Origin of the sequence: Haloactinomyces albus (genome assembly GCF_031458135.1) — a bacterium.
Lineage (GTDB): Bacteria > Actinomycetota > Actinomycetes > Mycobacteriales > Pseudonocardiaceae > Haloactinomyces > Haloactinomyces albus.
Genome location: NZ_JAVDXW010000001.1, coordinates 3,813,352 through 3,832,605 on the forward strand (window position 1 = coordinate 3,813,352; position 19,254 = coordinate 3,832,605).

Annotated in this window: 19 protein-coding genes and 1 tRNA gene; 14 read left to right on the forward strand and 6 right to left on the reverse strand. The window is 69.4% G+C overall.

Going from position 1 to position 19,254, the window contains the following annotated elements:
• Positions 1–10 precede the first annotated feature (10 nt).
• The 5 genes from JOF55_RS18240 to JOF55_RS18260 all read left to right on the forward strand — a co-directional run bounded on the left by JOF55_RS18240 (position 11) and on the right by JOF55_RS18260 (position 3,952).
• Positions 11–301, forward strand: a complete 291-nt coding sequence (locus JOF55_RS18240; RefSeq protein WP_310275821.1) for an HPr family phosphocarrier protein — start codon at positions 11–13, stop codon at positions 299–301.
• Positions 302–439: 138 nt separating this feature from the next.
• Positions 440–1,006 carry a helix-turn-helix domain-containing protein gene (locus JOF55_RS18245; protein ID WP_310275823.1) on the forward strand — a complete coding sequence of 189 codons (567 nt, stop codon included), beginning with the start codon at positions 440–442 and terminating at the stop codon, positions 1,004–1,006.
• Positions 1,003–2,268, forward strand: a complete 1,266-nt coding sequence (locus JOF55_RS18250; protein WP_310275825.1) for an MFS transporter — start codon at positions 1,003–1,005, stop codon at positions 2,266–2,268. The genes JOF55_RS18245 and JOF55_RS18250 overlap by 4 nt, the downstream gene beginning before the upstream one ends.
• A 59-nt stretch (positions 2,269–2,327) precedes the next feature.
• Complete coding sequence (locus tag JOF55_RS18255) at positions 2,328–3,482, forward strand: M24 family metallopeptidase (protein WP_310275827.1); 1,155 nt, start codon at positions 2,328–2,330, stop codon at positions 3,480–3,482.
• Positions 3,479–3,952, forward strand: a complete 474-nt coding sequence (locus tag JOF55_RS18260; protein WP_374727311.1) for an Lrp/AsnC family transcriptional regulator — start codon at positions 3,479–3,481, stop codon at positions 3,950–3,952. Before JOF55_RS18255 ends, JOF55_RS18260 begins: the two co-directional genes overlap by 4 nt.
• Before the next feature lie 104 nt (positions 3,953–4,056).
• Here the strand turns inward: JOF55_RS18260 and JOF55_RS18265 are convergent, their stop codons facing one another.
• Positions 4,057–5,145: a GDSL-type esterase/lipase family protein gene (locus tag JOF55_RS18265; RefSeq protein WP_374727312.1), complete on the reverse strand. Its 1,089-nt coding sequence runs from the start codon at positions 5,143–5,145 to the stop codon at positions 4,057–4,059.
• A 158-nt stretch (positions 5,146–5,303) separates the two neighbouring features.
• Between JOF55_RS18265 and JOF55_RS18270 the strand changes: the two genes are divergently transcribed.
• From JOF55_RS18270 to JOF55_RS18285, 4 genes are all read left to right on the forward strand, one after another.
• The gene (locus tag JOF55_RS18270) at positions 5,304–5,933 is read left to right on the forward strand and encodes an FxsA family protein (RefSeq protein WP_310275831.1); all 630 of its coding nucleotides are present in this window, start codon (positions 5,304–5,306) and stop codon (positions 5,931–5,933) included.
• 192 nt (positions 5,934–6,125) lie between these two features.
• Positions 6,126–7,742 (forward strand): amidohydrolase, encoded by a 1,617-nt coding sequence (locus JOF55_RS18275; RefSeq protein ID WP_310275833.1) that lies wholly within the window; start codon positions 6,126–6,128, stop codon positions 7,740–7,742.
• A 157-nt stretch (positions 7,743–7,899) separates the two neighbouring features.
• Complete coding sequence (gene lnt / locus JOF55_RS18280; protein WP_310275834.1) at positions 7,900–9,537, forward strand: apolipoprotein N-acyltransferase; 1,638 nt, start codon at positions 7,900–7,902, stop codon at positions 9,535–9,537.
• Positions 9,538–9,631: 94 nt separating this feature from the next.
• Positions 9,632–10,438 (forward strand): polyprenol monophosphomannose synthase, encoded by an 807-nt coding sequence (locus JOF55_RS18285; protein ID WP_310275836.1) that lies wholly within the window; start codon positions 9,632–9,634, stop codon positions 10,436–10,438.
• A gap of 88 nt (positions 10,439–10,526) precedes the next feature.
• Here JOF55_RS18285 and JOF55_RS18290 read toward each other — a convergent pair whose 3' ends face one another.
• From JOF55_RS18290 to JOF55_RS18300, 3 genes are all read right to left on the reverse strand, one after another.
• The gene (locus JOF55_RS18290; protein ID WP_310275838.1) at positions 10,527–10,871 is read right to left on the reverse strand and encodes an RNA polymerase-binding protein RbpA; all 345 of its coding nucleotides are present in this window, start codon (positions 10,869–10,871) and stop codon (positions 10,527–10,529) included.
• Positions 10,872–11,294: 423 nt separating this feature from the next.
• Positions 11,295–12,698 carry an MFS transporter gene (locus tag JOF55_RS18295; protein WP_310275840.1) on the reverse strand — a complete coding sequence of 468 codons (1,404 nt, stop codon included), beginning with the start codon at positions 12,696–12,698 and terminating at the stop codon, positions 11,295–11,297.
• Positions 12,699–12,786: 88 nt separating this feature from the next.
• A complete protein-coding gene (locus tag JOF55_RS18300) occupies positions 12,787–13,599 on the reverse strand; it encodes a glycerophosphodiester phosphodiesterase family protein (protein WP_310275842.1) in 813 nt (270 codons plus the stop codon).
• Positions 13,600–13,668: 69 nt separating this feature from the next.
• Between JOF55_RS18300 and JOF55_RS18305 the strand changes: the two genes are divergently transcribed.
• Both JOF55_RS18305 and JOF55_RS18310 read left to right on the forward strand, forming a co-directional pair.
• Complete coding sequence (locus tag JOF55_RS18305; protein WP_310275844.1) at positions 13,669–14,031, forward strand: hypothetical protein; 363 nt, start codon at positions 13,669–13,671, stop codon at positions 14,029–14,031.
• A gap of 169 nt (positions 14,032–14,200) precedes the next feature.
• The gene (locus JOF55_RS18310) at positions 14,201–14,866 is read left to right on the forward strand and encodes a VOC family protein (protein WP_310275846.1); all 666 of its coding nucleotides are present in this window, start codon (positions 14,201–14,203) and stop codon (positions 14,864–14,866) included.
• Between the two features lie 2 nt (positions 14,867–14,868).
• Here JOF55_RS18310 and JOF55_RS18315 read toward each other — a convergent pair whose 3' ends face one another.
• Positions 14,869–15,828, reverse strand: coding sequence for a tyrosine-type recombinase/integrase (locus JOF55_RS18315; protein ID WP_374727549.1), 960 nt, complete (start codon positions 15,826–15,828; stop codon positions 14,869–14,871).
• Positions 15,829–16,045: 217 nt separating this feature from the next.
• On the reverse strand, positions 16,046–17,353 hold the full coding sequence (locus JOF55_RS18320) for a M20/M25/M40 family metallo-hydrolase (RefSeq protein ID WP_374727550.1): 1,308 nt from the start codon (positions 17,351–17,353) through the stop codon (positions 16,046–16,048).
• A gap of 191 nt (positions 17,354–17,544) precedes the next feature.
• Between JOF55_RS18320 and JOF55_RS18325 the strand changes: the two genes are divergently transcribed.
• From JOF55_RS18325 to JOF55_RS18335, 3 genes are all read left to right on the forward strand, one after another.
• Positions 17,545–17,627 (forward strand) — tRNA-Leu (locus JOF55_RS18325).
• Between the two features lie 258 nt (positions 17,628–17,885).
• A complete protein-coding gene (locus JOF55_RS18330) occupies positions 17,886–18,227 on the forward strand; it encodes a hypothetical protein (protein ID WP_310275850.1) in 342 nt (113 codons plus the stop codon).
• The gene (locus JOF55_RS18335) at positions 18,217–19,251 is read left to right on the forward strand and encodes a tyrosine-type recombinase/integrase (RefSeq protein ID WP_310275851.1); all 1,035 of its coding nucleotides are present in this window, start codon (positions 18,217–18,219) and stop codon (positions 19,249–19,251) included. The genes JOF55_RS18330 and JOF55_RS18335 overlap by 11 nt, the downstream gene beginning before the upstream one ends.
• The last annotated feature ends 3 nt before the right edge of the window (positions 19,252–19,254 follow it).

Consider the following 19,254-nt stretch of genomic DNA (forward strand, 5'->3'; position numbering starts at 1 on the left):
GGAGATCGCCATGCCGTGTCGCCGCGTCACCATCGCCGCCCGTGTCGGTATTCACGCCCGCCCCGCCGCGCTGCTGTCGCAACGCGCAGGCGCGCAGGCCTGCCGGGTCACCATCGCCAGGGTCGACGAGGGAGTTCCCGGTGAAGCCGTTGATGCGGGCAGCATCCTCGCGCTGATGACCCTCGGTGCCGAGCACGGCGACGAGGTCGAGCTCTGCGCCGACGGAGAGGGGGAGGACGGCGCCCTGGAGGAGTTGACCGCTCTCCTGGAGCGCGATGTGGACGGGGAGCCCGCAGCCTGACCGGGACCATCCGTTCAACGTCCGAGCCCGGGCACCTGAGGACGCTGTCGGGGTACGACCTCGGCCACCGCAGGGCCGAACGAGTGAAAATTACCAAGGACTCTTTGCCAAGGATTCTTGGTAAACTATTCTTTCGGTGTGGATCGACATATTTCTCGCGAAATTGACGCACGGAGCCTGCGCGGTCTGGCTCATCCCCTGCGAGTGCGCCTGCTGGGGCTGCTGCGCACGGACGGTCCTGCCACGGCCAGCAGGCTCGCCGAGCTTGTCGGGGAACGCTCGGGCACCACCAGCTGGCATCTGCGGCAGCTGGCCGAGCACGGTTTCATCGAGCAGGACACCGAACGCGGCAACCGGCGTGAGCGCTGGTGGCGGGCAGCGCAGGACAGCACGAGGCTGCAGACCGAGAAGTTCACCGGCGACCCGGACACGCGGGAATCACTCACCGTCCTGCTGCACGAGTTCGTCACCCAGCACTACCGCCGGAGCGCCGAATTCGCGGCCAGTGTGGGGGAGTGGCCCCCGGACTGGGTCCGCGCAGCCGAGGTCTCGGACTGGCAGTTGTCACTGAGTGCCGCCGAGTTGGAGCGGCTCACCGCGGAGATGGCCGAGCTGGCCGAACGCTACCGGCGCGAGCCGTCCGAGGGCGATGAGCAGGTCGCCGTGCAGCTCCAGGCCTTCCCCCGGCGCGGGCCGAGCGCATGAGCGGGCGGCGGCGCACGCCTCTGGCACTGCTGTGGGTCTCGCACGGCTGCGCGGTCACCGCGACTACGGCCACGTTCGTGGCCATCCCCTGGTTCGTGCTGACGACCACGGGCAGTGCGACACGGGTCGGTGTGGTGACCGCCGCCGAGCTCGTGGGACTCGTGGCCATGTCCATGGTGGTCGGCCCACTCGTGGACCGGATCGGTGCACGCCGGACGGCGATCGTCTCCGATGTGGCGGGGGCGGTGTCCGTGGTGGGTATCCCGGCGTTGCACTTCACGGCCGGACTGGCTTTCTGGCAGCTCATCGCCCTGTCCGTTGCGCTGGGAGCGAGCCGCGAGCCGGGACACACCGCCCGCCGCGTCCTGGTTCCCGAGCTGATCGTCCACAGCGGCGTGCCGATGGAGCGCGGCGCGGGAGGCATCGATGCCGCCAAACGGGCGGGAGAGATGTTCGGGGCGCCACTGGCCGGGGCTGCTCTGGTGCTGGTCGACGCGCCCGGGGTACTCGTCGGCAATGCGGGACTGTTCCTGCTCGCAGCCGGACTGACCCTCCTCGGGGTGCCGCGCACGATCGCGAGACGCCCCGAGAGCTCCACCCGGCCGTCGAGTTATCTCCGCGAGGTCGCCGAGGGGCTGCGGTATCTGCGCCGGGACCGGCTGATCGCCGCGGTCCTGGCGATGCTGCTGATCACGAACATGCTGGACGTGGCGGCCTTCGCGGTGCTGTTTCCGTCCTACGCCGCCCAGGTGCTGCACAGTCCGGTGGCGCTCGGCGCGATCGTCGGCGTCTTCGGCGGGGCCGCCCTGCTCGGAAACCTCGTTTTCACCTGGGTCGGGCACCGCGCGGGATCGCGGCGCCGCCTGTTCACGGCCTCGATGGTGATCGGAACGGTGTCACCGCACGTGGCCATGGCGCTCGAATCCGGGCTGGTGACCGTGCTGATCGTCGTTGCGATCGCGGGACTGGCCGCGAGCACGGTCAACCCCGTTCTCGCGGTGGTCACCTACGAGCGGATTCCCACGGAGCTGCGCGGCCGGGTGCTCAGCATGACCACGATGGTGGCGCAGGGTGGGACACCCCTGGGCGTGCTGATCGGCGGGCTTCTCGTCGACGGGGCGGGCCTGACGGCGACGTTGTGGATGGTCGTGGCGAGTTACCTGATGGCCCTCTCGGCTCCGATGCTGTTTCCCGTTTGGGGGCAGATGGACGATCCGGGCGCCACCCGGCCGCGAGACCCGGCCGCGGAGCCCGCAGCCTGACCGGGCAGCCGGACCACCACCCGCGTCGGTACACCACGGCCCGCGTTTAGGCTTGGCCCATGTCCACCGACGCGACCAAGCAGGAGCCCACCGTGCTGGCGGCCCGTCTACAGCGGGCCGCCGACACCGCGGCCCGAGCGAACCTCGACGCGCTGCTGCTCTCCCCCGGATCAGACCTGGAGTACCTCATCGGCGCCGGGGGCGAGTCCTTCGAGCGGCTGAGCTGCCTGGTGCTGCCCGCATCGGGCCACAGTGCCGGTCCGGTGCTGGTGGTGCCGAAGCTGGAGGAGCTCGGCTACGCCGACGTGCCCGCGACCGAACTCGGCATCGAGATCGTGACCTGGGTGGACGGTCAGGACCCGCACGGCATCGTCGCCGACCTGCTGCGTCGCGACGGGGCCGCTCCGGCACGGGTCGGTGTCGCCGACGTCATGCCCGCCCTGCACACGTTGCCGCTGCGTGCGGCGTTGCCCGGTGTCGAGCAGGTACTCGCCGGATCGGTGCTGCGGGAGCTGCGGATGCGCAAGGACGCCGCCGAGGTCGACGCGCTGCGCCGGGCCGGTGCGGCCATCGACCGGGTGCACGCGCGGATGGGTGAGTTCCTCAAGGCCGGGCGTACCGAGGCCGAGGTCGGTGCGGACATCACCGAGGCGATCGTGACCGAGGGACACCTCGAGGCGGCGTTCGTCATCGTGGGGTCCGGACCCAACGGCGCCAGCCCCCACCACGCCCTGTCCGACCGTGTCATCGAGAAGGGCGACGTCGTGGTCGTCGACATCGGCGGCCCGATCCCCGGCGGGTACAACTCCGACTGCACCCGCACCTACGCCCTCGGGGAGCCGGCACAGCCGGACGTGCGGGAGACCTACGCGGTCCTGGAAGCCGCGCAACGAGCGGCAGTCGAATCCGTGCGCCCCGGTGTCACCGCCGCCTCCGTCGATGCGGCGGCCCGCGAACCGATCGCCGCCGCCGGATTCGGTGACCACTTCGTCCACCGCACCGGCCACGGTATCGGCTTGGACGTGCACGAGGAGCCGTACATGATGGGGGGCAACGAACTGCCTCTGGAACCGGGGATGGCCTTCAGCATCGAGCCCGGTATCTACCAGGAGGGCCACTGGGGTGCCCGGATCGAGGACATCGTCGTGGTCACCGACGACGGCGTCGAGAGCTTGAACAATCAGCCGCACGAGTTGGTGGTGCTGCCCGCGTGACTGACAGAACCGGCGGACAGGGTGGCGATCTGGAAGCCACCGACCGTGCCATCCTGCGTGAACTCGCGCAGGACGGGCGATGCAGCTTCACCGACCTCGGAGAGCGTGTCGGGCTGAGCGTCTCGGCGGTGCACCAGCGGGTGCGCCGCCTGGAGCAGCGCGGTGCGCTGCGTGGCTATACGGCCCGTATCGACGGGGAGCAGATCGGCCTACCGCTGACCGCGTTCATCTCCCTGACCCCGACCGACCCGGCCGCGCCGGACGACTACCCGCAGCGCCTGCAACACCTGCCGGAGATCGAGTCGTGCTACTCGGTGGCAGGCGACGAGTCCTACATTCTGCAGGTGCGGGTGGCCTCGCCGCTCGGCCTGGAGGAACTGCTGCGTCAGATCCGGGAGGCCGCGAAGGTCTCGACACGCACCACGGTCGTGTTGTCCACGCCGTTCGAGAACCGCCCGCCCGAGATCTGACCGCTGTGCGGCCGGTGGTGCCCCGCCCCGGCCACCGGGGCGTCGTCCGACGGTCCGGAGAATTCGAGGACGGGAACTCGAGGACGGCCGCCGGTGGACGGCCGTCATCGGCTCGTCCGCTGGGCGGCGACTTCGGGTGAGACGGCTGTCAGGTTCCCCTCGGAATCCGGGAGGCAGACCGCCTGCTGCCGGGTTCCGGTGAGGAAGTCGCTCAGGCACCGGGCGAACTGGGCATGCCCGGTGGCGTTGGCGTGGAAGGACTCCTGCATCGCGTGCGGCGCGCGCTTTTCGTGTTTGAGTGCCTGCCAGTCCACCGTCAGCCTGGTGAACCATTCCGTGCCCGGAGCCTTGTCGCCCCCGGTGCAGGCCTCGTGGCCGTATCCGGCACGGGAGAGGTCGAGAAAACGGGCCCCCACCTGCTCGGCGACCTCCCGCAGTCCTTCGGACAGCTGCGGCACCGCCGTACTGCGAACCCATTTGACGTCGCTGGTCAGCAGCGGACACCCCGACAGGTCCTGAAGCTCGGGGGCGATGCCGGGCCCGACCGGGGAGGCGTAGGACTGCACCACGAGCGAGTAGCCATCGCGTTCGTACCCCGCGCGGTCCATCACCGTGCGGATGTCGCGCAGCGCGTCCAGCACCTTGGGCTGCATCCGCTGCACCCGCTTCGGCCATTCCTGCCGAAGCTCCTCGGCGCATCCGCCGGGCGCGCGGGCGACCCAGGCACCGACGCACTTGTTGAGGACGTCGACGAAGCTCGGGTCGTCGTTGGCGCCGACCTGGACCACGATGTCGGTGATCCGATAGCGCTCGGCGATATCGGCGAGCCTGCGTGCCTGCGATCCCTCGGGATGGTTCGGACGGGCCTCCAGACCCACGAGACCGGCCTTGGCGCCCGAGCAGGCCAGATTGATCCGCTTCACCGAGCCGGGCAGCCGCAGCTGATGCACGGGCGCCGCGGGCGAGCGATGACACCAGTTCCCGTTGGCGCCGTCCGTGCCGGGAACGTAGTTACCGGCTCCTTCGCCGGACAGGGTGCTGTCACCCATGGTGACCACCGCGGGCGGAAGCGGTGGTGGCGGCGGGGGGATCTCCGGTGTCGGCCGGTCGCCGACCAGGAGCACGAGCCCGACCACCGCGAACGCACCGCCCACGAGGAAGAGCGTCAGCAGTCTCGTCACGTGTGCCCGCATCCTCCGCAGTCTATGGGTAGTTCGCGGGCAGCACGGTAACCACCGGCGGTGGTGTCGATAACGGTTCGGCAGCATCCGCCGGGCGGTACCGCGCACGAGGCTTCGCCAGCACAATGGGAGTACCCGGAAGTATTTCGGGCCCGTCGAACGTTGACCAGGTGACTGCCATCGAGTGGAGGTATCACCACACCGTGCCCGTCTTCGTCGTGTTATTGGTTGCCGGTGTCGTCGAGATCAGCGTGCTGGTCCTCGTCGGCCAGGCCATTGGAGTGCTGCCCACCATCGGGTTGCTCGTCGCGAGTGCGGCGCTCGGTGCATGGCTGCTCCGCAGGGAGGGGCGTCGGGCGCTGCGCGAGTTCAGTGAGTCCGCTCGCCTGCGCAGACCCCCGGATCGGGAACTGTCCGATGGTGTCCTCATCGTGCTGGGAGGCCTGCTGATCCTGCTGCCCGGCCTGGTCGGTGACGTGGCGGGTCTGCTGTGCCTGCTCCCGCCGACTCGTGCGGTGCTGCGCCGTCGTCTGCAGCGCGCCGCCGAACGTCGTTCGCAGGCCTTGCAGGAGAGGCTGCGGCACCAGGCCCAGGCGCACGCCCAGGCACAAGCGGCCTCGGCGGACTCCGCCCGCGACCGGCGAGCGGCCTCGTCGACCGAGGACGTCATCGACGGTGAGGTCGTCTCCGTCACCGAGGACGAGGAGACCAGTGATCGGTCCGGCGAGGATCCGCCGCTGCTTCCGCCGCAGTCCCGCGGTACCGACGAACCGCCGTCGCAGGGGCGTCACCCGCGTTGATCCGGTCGTGAATCGACGTCGCGTCAGCCACACAGGCGCTGCGGGTAGGCTGCTGACAACGATCGTGGTCCTGTTGCGGCGAACGGTGCGCGGACGTCGGACGTCATGCGCCTGGGGGCACGCCGGAGACCACGATCCATGCCACATGCGCAGTTGAACACGTGACCGGGAACACAGGGACAAGGCCAACAGATGTCCGAGACCACGTTGCTGCTCGGCGGGAGAATTCACGCGCCGGGCAGTCCTGATGCCACGGCGATGGCCGTGACCGGCGGGACCATCGCCTGGGTCGGTGCCGACAACGTCGGTCGCGCCTTGCATCCCGATGCCCACGTCGTCGATCTCGGCGGGGCTTTCGTCGCACCCGCCTTCGTCGACTCCCACGTGCACGCGACCTCGACCGGCCTGCTGCTCAACGGGCTCGACCTGACGGGGTGCGCGTCACTGACGGAGTTTCTGCACGCCTTGCGCGACCATGTTGCCGAGCACCCCGGCACCCTCGTGTGGGGTCACGGGTGGGACGAAACGTGGTGGCCGGAACGGCGACCTCCCACACGGGAGGAGATCGACGCCGCCGCGGGCGGCGCGCCCGTGTACCTGTCACGCATCGACGTGCACTCCGCGCTGGTGTCCACCGCTCTGGTCGAACGGGCACCCCTGGCTCGTGGTGCCGAGGGCTGGCACGAGTCCGGGCCGCTGACCCGGGTGGCCCATCATCACGCGCGCAGCGCGGCTCGGGAATCGCTGAGCGTGTCGCAACGCCGGGACGCCCAGTTCGCGTTCCTGCGCCATGCCGCTTCCCAGGGCATCGCGAGCGTGCACGAGTGCGCCGGGCCCGACATCTCCGGTGTGGAGGACTTGGCCGATCTGTTCGGTTTGGCCGAGCAGGGGGGTGTGCCCGAAGTCGTGGGGTACTGGGGTGAGCTCGGGGCGTTGGACACGGCCCGGCAACTCGGTGTCCGCGGGCTGGCCGGTGACCTGTTCGTCGACGGCGCGGTCGGCTCGCGCACGGCGGCCCTGCACGAGCCGTATGCCGATGACCCGAGCACTTCCGGGGTGCTCTACCTGGATGCCGAGGCGGTCGCCGAGCATCTCGTGGAGTGCACCCGCAACGGTTTGCAGGCGGGCTTTCACGTCATCGGTGATGCCGGAGTCGCCGAGGTCGCGGAGGGATTCCGCCGCGCGGCGCGGATCGTGGGAGCGCCCGCTCTGGCGAGCAGTCGGCACCGGCTGGAGCACCTCGAGATGATCGATGCCGGCCAGGCCGACGAACTCGGCCGGTTCGGTGTGGCTGCCTCCGTGCAGCCGCTCTTCGATGCGGCATGGGGTGGGCGCGAGGACATGTACGCGCGCAGGCTCGGGCCGGACCGTGGTGCCCGGCTGAACCCGTTCTCGCAGCTCGCGGCCAGTGGTCTGGTGCTGGCGTTCGGCTCCGACGCTCCGGTGACCTCGGTCGGTCCCTGGGGAGCGGTGCGGGCTGCGGTGCACCACCGCACGGATGGTTTCGGGATCTCCCCCCGAGCCGCGTTCACGGCCCATACCCGGGGCGGCTGGCGCGCGGCCGGGATCGACGACGGCGTGACCGGCACCCTCGTTCCCGGAGCCCCGGCGACCTACGCCGTATGGGACGCGGGAGAGCTGGTGACCGGTACTCCGGATTCCCGTGTCCAGCGCTGGTCGACGGATCCGCGTTCGGGAGTGCCGGGACTGCCGGACCTCGCGCCGGGGAAGCGGCTACCGCGCTGTCTGCGCACGGTTCTGCGGGGAGAGACGATTTACGCGCGTGACCCGGGCGATGAGGACCACTGAATCCGCTGTGCCGGTGCGCGGCCCGGAGGTACCGCCGTTCGGCGTACATTGGTCGGGTGCGTGCGGCGGTTACCGGGGGAGGCCGTGTGCACGCTTGTGACAACGGACGTCCGTCCCGGCCGAGGGTCGGGACCGTATCGCCGAGAAGGTTGATCGGGTGGTTGTTCCCACGGTGAGTTCGCAGCACCGCGAGCAGCCCGACGGCGGCGTGACCGGACGGTGGCGGTGGCTGCGCCTGCCCGCGGTGGCGGTGTGGCTGCGCATGGCGATGGCCGTCGCTGCGGGAATGGCGCTGTACTGGTCGTCGCCACCGCGCAACCTGTGGTGGTTGGCCCCCCTGGCCGTCGCGGGGTTCGCCGCCGTGGTCCACGGCCGACGGGCACGGGGCGGGTTCGGCTACGGCCTGCTGTTCGGGCTGGCCTACATGCTGCCGCTGCTGGGCTGGCTCCTGGATTTCCTGGGCGCGCAGTTCGGTCCCTGGCCGTGGTTGGGTGTCGCCACGGCCGAAGCGTTGTTCTTCGGTGTGGCCGGAGCGGGCATGGCCCGCGTGAGCCGCCTGCCCGCGGCGCCGGTGTGGATGGCGGCCGTGTTCGTCGGCGCGGAGCTGCTGCGCAGTACCGTGCCGTTCGGGGGTTTTCCGTGGGGGCGGCTGGCCTTCACCCAGGCAGGGGGCGCGCTGCTGCCGATCGCGGCACTGGGCGGGGCCGGCCTGGTGACCTTCGCGGTGGTCCTGCTCGGTGCCGCCCTCGCCGAGTTCGTCGGGCGAGTGCTGCGGATTCGGCGCAGGCCGCGCAGGCTGATCGCACCGGCCGTGGCGATGGTGGTGCCGGTGGCGGTCGCCGTCGCGGCGACGCCCCTGGTCGGTACCGACGCCAATGCCGGTACGGCCAGGGTGGCGGTGGTCCAGGGCGATGCCCCCAACATCGGGCTCGACCTGCTCTACCGGGACGAGGTGCTGCACGACAACCACATCCGAGCCGCCGAGGAACTCGTGGCCGATGTCCGCGCCGGTCGCGTCCCGCTCCCGGACTTCGTCGTCCTCCCCGAACAGGTCGGCTCCTGGGGGCCCGCTCGCCGCGATCCCGCGTTGAGCCGGATCGCCGCCCAACTCGGCGTTCCCCTGGTGGTGGGCGGAATCGCGCACAGTGCCGACGGTGAGCTGAGCAACCGGATCCTGCGGTGGGACCCGGAGCGAGGGGCCACCGCCGAGTACGTCAAGCAGCATCTCGTGCCGTTCGCCGAGACGATTCCGCTGCGCTCGGTGGCCAGTGCGGTGAGCCCGTTCGTGGACCGGTTCAAGCAGGACATGGTTCCGGGGGACGAGCCGGGAGTGTTCACCGTGGGACCGGCGAAGCTGGGCGTGGGATTGTGCTACGACGTGGCCTTCGGCGACGTCTTCCGCGGCGCCACCCGCGCCGGAGCCACGATGCTGGCGATTCCGACGAACAATGCCTGGTACGGCCACTCGGAAATGAGTTACCAGCAGTTGGCGATGGCGCGGTTGCGAGCCGTCGAGCACAGCCGTGCGACGGTGGTCGCCGCAACCAGCGGGGTCAGTGCGATCGTGCAGCCGGACGGCACGGTGACGCAGCGCACCGAGCAGTTCACCGCACGGACACTGATGGCCGAGGTGCCGCTGCGGTCCACACTGACTCCGGCGACCCGGTTGGGGCCGCTCCCGACATGGACGATTGCGGCACTGGGGCTCGCAGCGGTGGCATACACGCTGTGGCGGCGTCCGCGGTGGAGGACCGGCGGGTCGCGCGATGCTGCCGGCGGGGGCATCGCGCAGTGACGGCCGAACCAGCCCCGGGTTCGCGGATGCGTTGCGCGGTGCCCGGACGCGCACGGTCGAACCGACGTGTGGCGGCACCGGCGAGGAGGAACGGATGACGAACCGGCGAAGCCCGGTGGGTCGGGAGCAGCCGGGCTCGGTTCTGGTGGTGATCCCGACGTTCAACGAGCGGGACAATCTGCACCCGATCGTGCAACGGCTGCGGACGGCAGTACCCACAGCACACGTGCTGATCGTCGACGACGGCAGCCCGGATGGCACGGGTGCCCTGGCCGAGCGGCTGGCCGCTCGCGACGAGCACGTGCATGTGCTGCACCGGACCGAGAAGTCCGGACTCGGAATGGCGTATGTGGCCGGTTTCGACTGGGGCCGGCAGCGGGACTACGAGGTTCTCGTCGAAATGGACGCGGACGGGTCGCACGCGCCGGAGGAGCTTCCCCGGATGCTGCGGGCACTCGGTCGGGACGGCCGGGAAGCGGACGTCGTCCTGGGGTCGCGCTACGTGCCCGGGGGACGGGTCGTCAACTGGCCCCGGCGCCGCGCGTGGCTCTCCCGGGGCGCGAACCTGTACACCCGACTGGCGCTCGGTGCCGCCGTATGCGACATCACCAGTGGTTTCCGCGCCTACCGCCGTGCGGTGCTGGAGCGGGTGAAACTGCACAACGTGGCCTCGCAGGGCTACTGCTTCCAGGTGGACCTGGCATGGCGGGCCATCGAGGCCGGGTTCACCGTGGCGGAAGTGCCCATCACGTTCGTCGAGCGGGAAAGCGGTGAGTCCAAGATGAGCGGCTCGATCGTGTGGGAGGCTCTGGTGCGGGTCACCAAGTGGGGCTTGCGGCGCCGTGCGAACCAGGTGCGAAGCCTGGTGGACTCGCGCGGTCGCTACTCGCGCGGTCGCTGAAGGCGCGAAAGACGACCGGGGCCACAGAGGGATCGAGCGCCTGGCCTCACAGGGAGTCCAGGCGCTCGCCGGGTGGGGTCATCGTGGTTCAGGCGGAACGGGTGCGACGCCCGCGTAGCTCTTCCAGACGCTCGTTGAGCAGCTCTTCCAGTTCGGGCACGCTACGGCGTTCCAGCAGCATGTCCCAGTGGGTGCGCGGTGGCTTGGCCTTCTTCTGCTCCGGCTGGCTGCCGTCGATGATCTTCGACTCGGTGCCGTGCAGGCGGCATTCCCAGGTCGATGGGATCTCGGCGTCGTCGGAGAAGGGCACCTCGAACTCGTGGTCCTTGGAGCAGGCATAACGCACCGTCCGGCGCGGTGCGAGGTCGTGGTTACGGTCGGTCTCGTAGCTGACAGCTCCGAGCCGGCTGCCACGCAGAACGCGGTCGGCCATGACGGTTCCTTTCGCGTCGGCCTGGGCATGCCCAGGCGGTTGTGCTCACCGAGTGCAACGAGGTGGGGCTCGTCGTATGTTCCCGGTGTAGGGCTTGTGGTTGCCGTCGGTGACGTCCTTCATGCGTCAACGAGCTTCTTCCCGTGGGACGCAGTCGCCCGACGGATGTGACGCAGGGTCCCTCTGACAACCCGGAGACACATCCGAACGGGTGATAATGCCAGATGCTCCGTCACCAAGGCCAAACGAGTTGACGAACACACGCCGAAGTGGGACCGAAGTCACGGCCTTGGTCGGGTGCTTGACAAGAGGGATCATTACCCAACGTAGCGATATGTTGTGCTGTCTCCTACAACGACACAGCGTACTGGCATATTCCGATCAGGCCGATGACACGTCCCGGCATGTCACCACTTCGCAGTATCACAGAACCTCGGGGGCGGTGTTGCCCGCGGACTCGATCGCCCGACGCACCGGAACCAGCGAGACGAGGACGAGCCCGACGACGAAGAAGGCCACCAGCGACAGGATCGCGGGCCGCAGCGATCCGGTGACCTGGCCGACCACGGCGAAGACCAGCGGCCCCAGCCAGGAGGTCGAGCGTTCCCCGATCTCGTACAGGGAGAAGTACTCGGCTTCCTTGCCCGCGGGCACCATCTGGCTGAACAGGGAGCGGGACAGCGCGTTCGTACCGCCGAGCACCAGCCCGATCCCGATGGCCACCCCGTAGAACTGCAGGGTCTGACCGGCTTGGACGAAATAGGCACCGCCGAGCACCAGAATCCACACGAGCAGACTGACCATGATCGTCGTCTTGGCGCCGACGCGGCGAGCCAACGCCCCGTGCAGCACACCACCGACGAAAGCGATGAACTGGACGATCAGGATCGTCACGATCAGTGATTCCTGCGGCAGCCCCAGCTCCACGCTGCCGTACTGGGCCGCGACCTTGGTGACCGTGTTGATGCCATCGGTGAAGACCATGTACGCGCCGAGAAACCCCAGAGTCAGCGGTACGTGACGAGCTTGCCGCAGTGTCGACAGCAACTGGCGGAAACCGGCGGTGACCGTCGAGGTCCCGCGCTCGGGGAGCTCCGCGGCGGTGTGCTCGCGAAGCCCGGTCAGGGGCAGCACGGTGAAGGCAGCCCACCAGAGGCCGGAGGAGGCGAACACCATTCGCACGGCGGTATCGGCACTGATGCCGACCGCGTCGTGACCGAGGTAGATCAGCAGGTGCAGTCCCAGTGCGACACCACCACCGAGATACCCGAACGCCCATCCCCGCGAGGACAACCGATCCCGCTCGTCGGGTCCTGCGATCTCCGGCAGGAACGAGTAGTAGACCACCACCGCCGCGCCGAAGCAGATGTTCGCGGCGATGAACAGGACGACTCCGAGCTGCCAGTTGCGCCCACCGACCAGGGCCAGCAACGAGGTCGCCGCGGCACCGCTGAAGGCGAACACCGCCAGCATCGCCCGCTTGTTGCGGGTGCGGTCGGCGATCGCCCCCGTGATCGGCAGGACGAGGACCTGCACCACGGTCGCCGCCGACAACAGATACCCCCACAGCGATCCGGCCGGAAAGGCCCACCCGAACAGGGAGATATCGCACTGCCGCAGCGCATTACCGCCGGGACAGGCGTCGATGCCGTTGCGCGCGACGTCGGCCTCGGCGGCTCGAGTGGCCACAGTGGTCAAATACAGCGAGAGGAACACGGTCGTCACCGAGGTGGGAAACACCGAGTTGGCCCAGTCGTACCAACACCAACCGCGATGCTCCCGCCGCCGCGCGGCCTCCGGTGCGGCCTCGTCGCCCAGCACACTCATCCGAACCGTCCCTCCAGAGGCCATGGTGGCCGAACGACCCCCGTACACCCTTTCGAGCAAGTGCCACGGTGGCAATGCGTAGTTTCGCTCATTCGGTGGCGGTGTGATCGTGCGCGCGGTCGCTGACCCCGCCTGCCCACTGACCCCGTCGAAGCAGGACCTTCCGCAGGACATCCGGTCGGTCGGTCAGCAGCCCGTCGAGCCCGAGATCGAGCAGGCGCTGCATCTCCTCGGCGGTGTCGATGGTCCAGGCGTGCACTTCCCCGCCCCAACGATGGGCCAACCCGACGAACCGGGAGTCGACCACGCGTACCCGCCCGTATCCCGGCGGAACCTGGGCCGCGCAGCCGCGAACCCACGGCCGCAGCGGCCACCCGGCCAGACGAGCCCCCGCCCACAACGCGGCAACCGAACGCCGGCTCATCGAGGTCAGCACCCGCGCTCCGCCACCGCGCCGCAGCGCTCGTAGTCGGGTGTGGTCGAACGAGGCCAGACACACGCGGTCCCAGGCGCGGTGCCGTCCGATGACCTCGAGCGTGGGACGCACGGCCGAATCGGCCTTGACGTCGACGTTGAGCAACGCCTCCGGAAGCTCCTCGAGAACGTCGTCCAGGCGGCACACCGGCTCGCGCCCGGCGATCAGCGCCGAACCCACCATCGACCACGGCAGGTCACCGATGCTGCCCTGCCGGTCGGTGGTGCGATCGAGATCCGGATCGTGCTGGATCACGGCAACACCGTCGGACGTGGCATGGACATCGGTTTCGAGGTAGCAGTAACCCTCGGCCACGGCCCGCCGAAAAGCACTCAACGAATTCTCCATACCGGACAGATCACCGATGTGCCAACCACGATGTGCGAAGGCCCGCGGCCAGGGGCCGTACAGAAACGGGTGCGTCACCTCGCCCACTCTGCCCGATCGGCGTGGCGATCAAAACGGACAGGTTCCTCCCGGTTAGCCTGCTCGTTCGTGGAGACCCTGCCCGATCCCGATCCGATCCCGAGCCGACAGCGGTCCGTACGGCACTGTGCCTGGTGCGGACGCCGAGTCCCCGACGCGGGCCGAGTCGGCAGGCCTCGCCTGTACTGCGGACAGTCCTGCAGGCAGCGTGCCTACGAACGCCGGGCCGCGGTGCAGCGCAGCGGACTGCCCGAGGACGCCGTGGTGCTTTCGGCCACCGAGCTCGACGACCTGCAGGACCGCCTGTTCCAACTGCGCTGCGCGGCCGAGGACGTCGCGACGGCGGTGGCCGACGGTGCCACCTCGTCCGAGCTGGCGGCCATGGCAGCGCGAGTCACCGAAGCCGCAGGGGAACTGGAACGGATCCGATGACCGCCTCCGCCTGCGGACTTCGGCGCATAGTAGTCCAAATGGAGCATTGCTCGGACCTGCGATTGCCGTCATGATGTACGACCGAACTGCGTCCACCACGGAGCAACCGGCGTGGTCCACCGTGCAACGAAAACCTCGGTTACTCCCAGGCCTGCGAGGAAATGACGACGTGTCCCCACACACCGCGGTTCGCGGCCTGCGCCGTACCGAACTGATCACCCCCGATCCCGAGACCTCGGTCCGGTTCCACCGGGCTCTTCTCGGCTGGACGGTGCTGTACTCGGACAGTGGGTTCGACTGCTGGACCGGGGAACGCCATTGCGCGGCGGTGCGTACCCCGTTGACCGGTGAACAAGCGGGGTGGCGACTCGTCTTCGCGGGCGCGACCCAGGACAACGGTGTGCTGACCGATCCCGGCGAGGCCGTTGCGGTGCTGGCCAAAGGGCGGGCGCAGCACGGACCGTGGGCGCCCCACCCCAGGCGGGGTGAACCCTGCTGGATCGAGTTGTGCACCGATGATGCCGCGCAATCGGACGTGTTCTGGACGGACACGTTGAGCTGGACGAGCGAGGACGCTTCCGACGGCGCCACGTATGCGGCCGAAGGCCGACCGATTGCGGCACGTGCCTCCGCCGCCCGCATCGGCGACCGGTGCGGCTGGCTGTGCTACTTCACTGTGGACAGTCTGGAGCGAGCCGCCGAGCAGGTGCAGGAACTGGGCGGGACACTGCTGGAACGTCTCGAGCATCCCGGTGTGGGCGAAACCCTCGTCATCGCCGACACCAGCGGTGCCGTGTCCGCGCTGACCGGTAAGACGGAGACCTGGGGCGGGTGACCTCAATCGGCAGGGTCCTGTGAGTTCAGCTCACCCAGTACCTGGTGGGTCCGGTTGGCCCGCACCGACAATCGCTGCTCCCGGGCGGTGACATCGATGTAGGTCTGGCTGGAATTGATCGAGGTATGCCCGAGCAGTTTGGCGATCTCCGCGGCGCTCGCTCCGTCCTCGGCCAGCCTCGTGGCGAACGTGTGACGCAGGGCGTGCACCATCGCACCGCTGTGCACGCGATCGGAGATTCCCGCCGCGCGCAACGACTGCCGCACCAGATACTGCAACCCGCCTCGGCGTAGTGGCTCGCCCCGGTGGTCCACGAACAACGCCTCCCCACCCGGCAGGCGCCTGCCGAATCGCTGTTTGCGGGTCTGCAGGTAGGAGGCGATCACGTCGTCGAGCGTCCCCTCGATCGGAATCGACCGGTTGTGGCCGCCCTTGCCGCGCACGTGCAGTCTGCGCTCCCCGGAGCGTCCCGCCAGCGACGACACCGTGAGATCCAGCAGCTCGGCCGAGCGCAGGCCGGTGCACAGCAGCGTCGCCAGCACCGCGAGGTCGCGCTCCGGCCAGGGGTTGCGGGAGCGGCGCGCCCCCTGGGCCACCAGCCGCAGCAGCCGCTCGGGCGTGTCCTCACCCCGCAGTGGTTTCGGGGTCGGCTCGGGAGTGCGCGGTTTCGGCACCACCGGCATGGGATTGCCCGCCACCGCCCCCTCGACCACGAGGAAGCGGAACAGGCCGTTCCAGGTGGACCACGACCTGGTCACCGACGACGCCGACCGCGCGGCGGCGTGCCGGGCGAACGCAGAGCGCAGCGTCGAGGCCGTCGCCGAGGTCATGGGCAGCGCCCCCACGGCGGTCCCGACTATCTCGGCGAGTTCCCCGGCCACCGATTCCAGGTCGCGCCGGTAGGCGCGCAGCGAGTTCGCAGCGAGCTTTCTGGCCTGGAGATGCTCCAGATACACCTCGATCCAGTGCGCGACCGAATGCTCGTCGACCTCGTCACCGCCCCATTGCGGTCCGGGGCCTTCGGTTTCCTCCCGCTGGGTTCTGCCGCCCTGGGTACCACTCCGTTGGCGCACCTGTGACACCTCCCGCACGAACCGTGTCGATCATTCTCGCAAGTCGATCAAACCCGAGAGCGCCGACAGCCCTCTCCGGCAGCACCGGCAGGCCACCGTGTACGGCTCAGCTGTTGCGGAGGAAACGGTCCAGAACACGAGTGCCGAAACGCAGCGCCTCCACCGGCACCCGCTCATCCACACCGTGGAACAGGGCGGCGAAATCCAGATCGGCGGGCAGCTTCAGCGGGGCGAAGCCGTAGCAGTTCATGCCGATCCTGCTGAACGACTTGGCGTCGGTGCCGCCGGACATCATGTACGGCAGGGTCCTGGCGGCGGAGTCCTCGGCGCGCAGGGACTCGGCCATGACATCCACGAGACGACCCTCGAACGGGGTTTCCACCGGCGGCAACCCCACCCACTCACGCTCCACGTCGGGCCCGAGGACCTCGGCGAGTTCGCGGTCGAAGGCCTCCTCACGGCCGGGCAGGATCCGGCAGTCGACGGCGGCCTCGGCGACCGAGGGGATCACGTTGTGCTTGTATCCGGCGTTGAGCATGGTGGGATTGGCGATGTCGCGCAGTGTCGCACCGACGATGCGGGAAAGGTTGCCGAGTTTGGCCACCGAACCGTCGAGGTCGTCGACCGGGAAATCCCAGCCGGTCAACTCGGAGACACCGTCGAGGAACTCCTGGACCGACTCGTTCATCACCACCGGGAACCGGTGTTCGCCGAGTCGGGCGACCGCGGCGGCGAGCTTGGTGACGGCATTGTCCTCGTGCACCATCGAGCCGTGGCCCGCGCGGGCGCGGACCCGCAGGGTCAGCCACCGGATGCCCTTCTCGGCGGTCTGGATGAGGTACGCGCGGACGTCATCGGTGAGGGTGACCGAGTAGCCGCCGACCTCGCTGATCGCCTCGGTGCAGCCTGCGAACAGCTCGGGGCGGTGATCGACCAGCCACTGTGCGCCCTGCAGGCCTCCTGCCTCCTCGTCGGCCAGGAACGCGAACACGATGTCGCGGGGCGGGGTGATGCCGTCACGCTTGAGCCTGCGAGCCACGGCCAGGCTCATGGCGAGCATGTCCTTCATGTCCACCGCGCCACGACCCCACACGTAGTCGTTCTGCACCGCGCCGGAGAACGGATGTACCGACCACTCGGCGGGATCGGCCGGGACCACGTCGAGGTGGCCGTGCACGAGCAGGCCGCCGCGCCGGTTGTCGGCTCCCGGCAGGCGGGCGACGACGTTGGCACGGCCGGGGTGGTCGCCGGATTCGACGTAGGTGACCTCGTAGCCGACCTCGCTGAGCTTGCTCGCGACGAACTCGGCCGCCGGGCGCTCACCGGCCACCGTGGCAGGGTTGCCGGTGTTGGTCGTGTCGAAGCGGATGAGATCACTCGTCAGGCCGACGACCTCTTCCTCCGCGCGCTGCAGACCGGGATCGGACTCGGCGCCGGAGGCTGGGCCGGATGCGGGATCGGGGGAGGCAGAGTAGGTAGTCACCTGGCTGTTCTATCACTCTGCTTCACCCATAGGGGGGTGGTTACAGCGTCGCTGAGCCGATCGGTTAATCTATGAGCACAACACAGCGGGGCCGCCCGGGAAGACCGGAGCGGTGCCGAGACGTCGGAGTGGCGGAAAGGCAGACGCGCTAGCTTGAGGTGCTAGTGCCCTACGGGGCGTGGGGGTTCAAGTCCCCCCTCCGACACACTGGTGTGGCAAACCTGCTACACGATCTGCGATCGAGTTTCACGTTTTTCGGCGGCGGTGCACTGCGGTGCGACTGCCGCCTTTGCTTGCCTGCACACGCCCGGTACGGGGGTGGTGCGCGTGGCTGAGCTGTCCGTGCCCGCTGTGCTCCCGTCCGGCGGTGAGGCCTCCGGCATGGGTTCTGTGCCGTCCCGCTCGACGGCCACCCGGTCGATGTCGCTGGCCGGGGTTGGCGCCCGAGTTCCGTGAGGCGTCGATGGTGGCGGCGATTGCTTCGGTGGACGGCCGTGGCCGCATCGCCGAGCGCTCGGTGGTGCGCGCGCTGGGCTGGCAAGCCGGGCAGCGGTTGCAGTTCCGGCCGCTGCAGCAGGCGGTGTTGGTGCGCCTGGACTCGCAGGGGCTGTTCACGGTGACCGGGCAGGGCTATGTGCGGCTGCCGGCGCCGGTGCGGCACTGGTGCCTGTTCTCGGCAGGGGAGCGCGTGCTGGTGGCCGCACGGCCGGAGCACGGCGTGCTGATCGTGCACACCCTGGTGGCCGTCGAGGCTCTGCTGGCCGAGCACCACATCGCGCTGGGAGTGGTCTCCGATGAGCGCTGACAACGCTGCCGGGGCCTCCGAGATCGAGGCGGCGCGACTGCTGCTGGCCCGCATGGGGCTCTCCCCGGAACAACTGGTGGACGCACCGGGTGAGCAGCCGCCGGCGCCGACGTTTGCCGAGTACATCCCGAAGGTGGCCGAGGCGGTCAGCGAGGGCACGCGGCGGGTGTATCGCTCGTACTGGAACAAGATCCTCGCCGCCTGGGGCGAGCGGCGCCTGGATGAGCCGACTGCTTCGGAGATCAAGTACTTGGCCGAGCAGGTGCGCAGCCAGGTGGTGCAGCGCCGCAACGCCCGCGGTGGCCGGAGCGCGGCCGAGCATCTGATCGCCGCGCTGCGGTGTGTCTACAACCACGCGGTGGCCGACGGGATCATCATTGAGTCCGACAATCCGGCCCGGCGGGTGCCCAAACCCCGGCGGTTGCCGAGTACGCGGCGCGGGCTGCCGGATGCGCGGCTGGCCGAGATCAACCGGGTGGCCGCCTCCACGGGTAATGATCCGGCGTTGGACACCCTGTTGTTGCGGTTGCACACCGAGACCGCCTGCCGCCGCGGCGGCGCCCTCGCCCTCAGCGCCCGCGACCTGGATCCCGACCAGTGCCTGGTCCTGCTGCGGGAGAAGAGCGACAGTGTGCGGTGGCAGCCGGTCTCGCCGACGCTGATGCAGGCGCTGCAGTCCCACGCCGAGCAGCGCGGTATGCCCGGTTCGAGCGGCCAGTTGCTGCGGTATCGCAACGGCGAGCCGATTACCGCTCGCCGCTACGACCACCTGTGGACGCGGCTGGGCCGGCACCTGCCGTGGGTGGCCACCCAACAGATCAGCACCCACTGGCTGCGCCACACCACCCTGACCTGGGTGGAACGCCACTTCGGCTACGCGGTGGCCCGCGCCTACGCCGGCCACACCGACAGCAGCGGTGACTCCGGCACGACCACCACCTACATCCGCGCCAACCTCACCGAAATCGCCACCGCCCTGGCAGCACTGACCGGCGAAGAACATCCGCTGGCTTCGTCGACGTAGTTC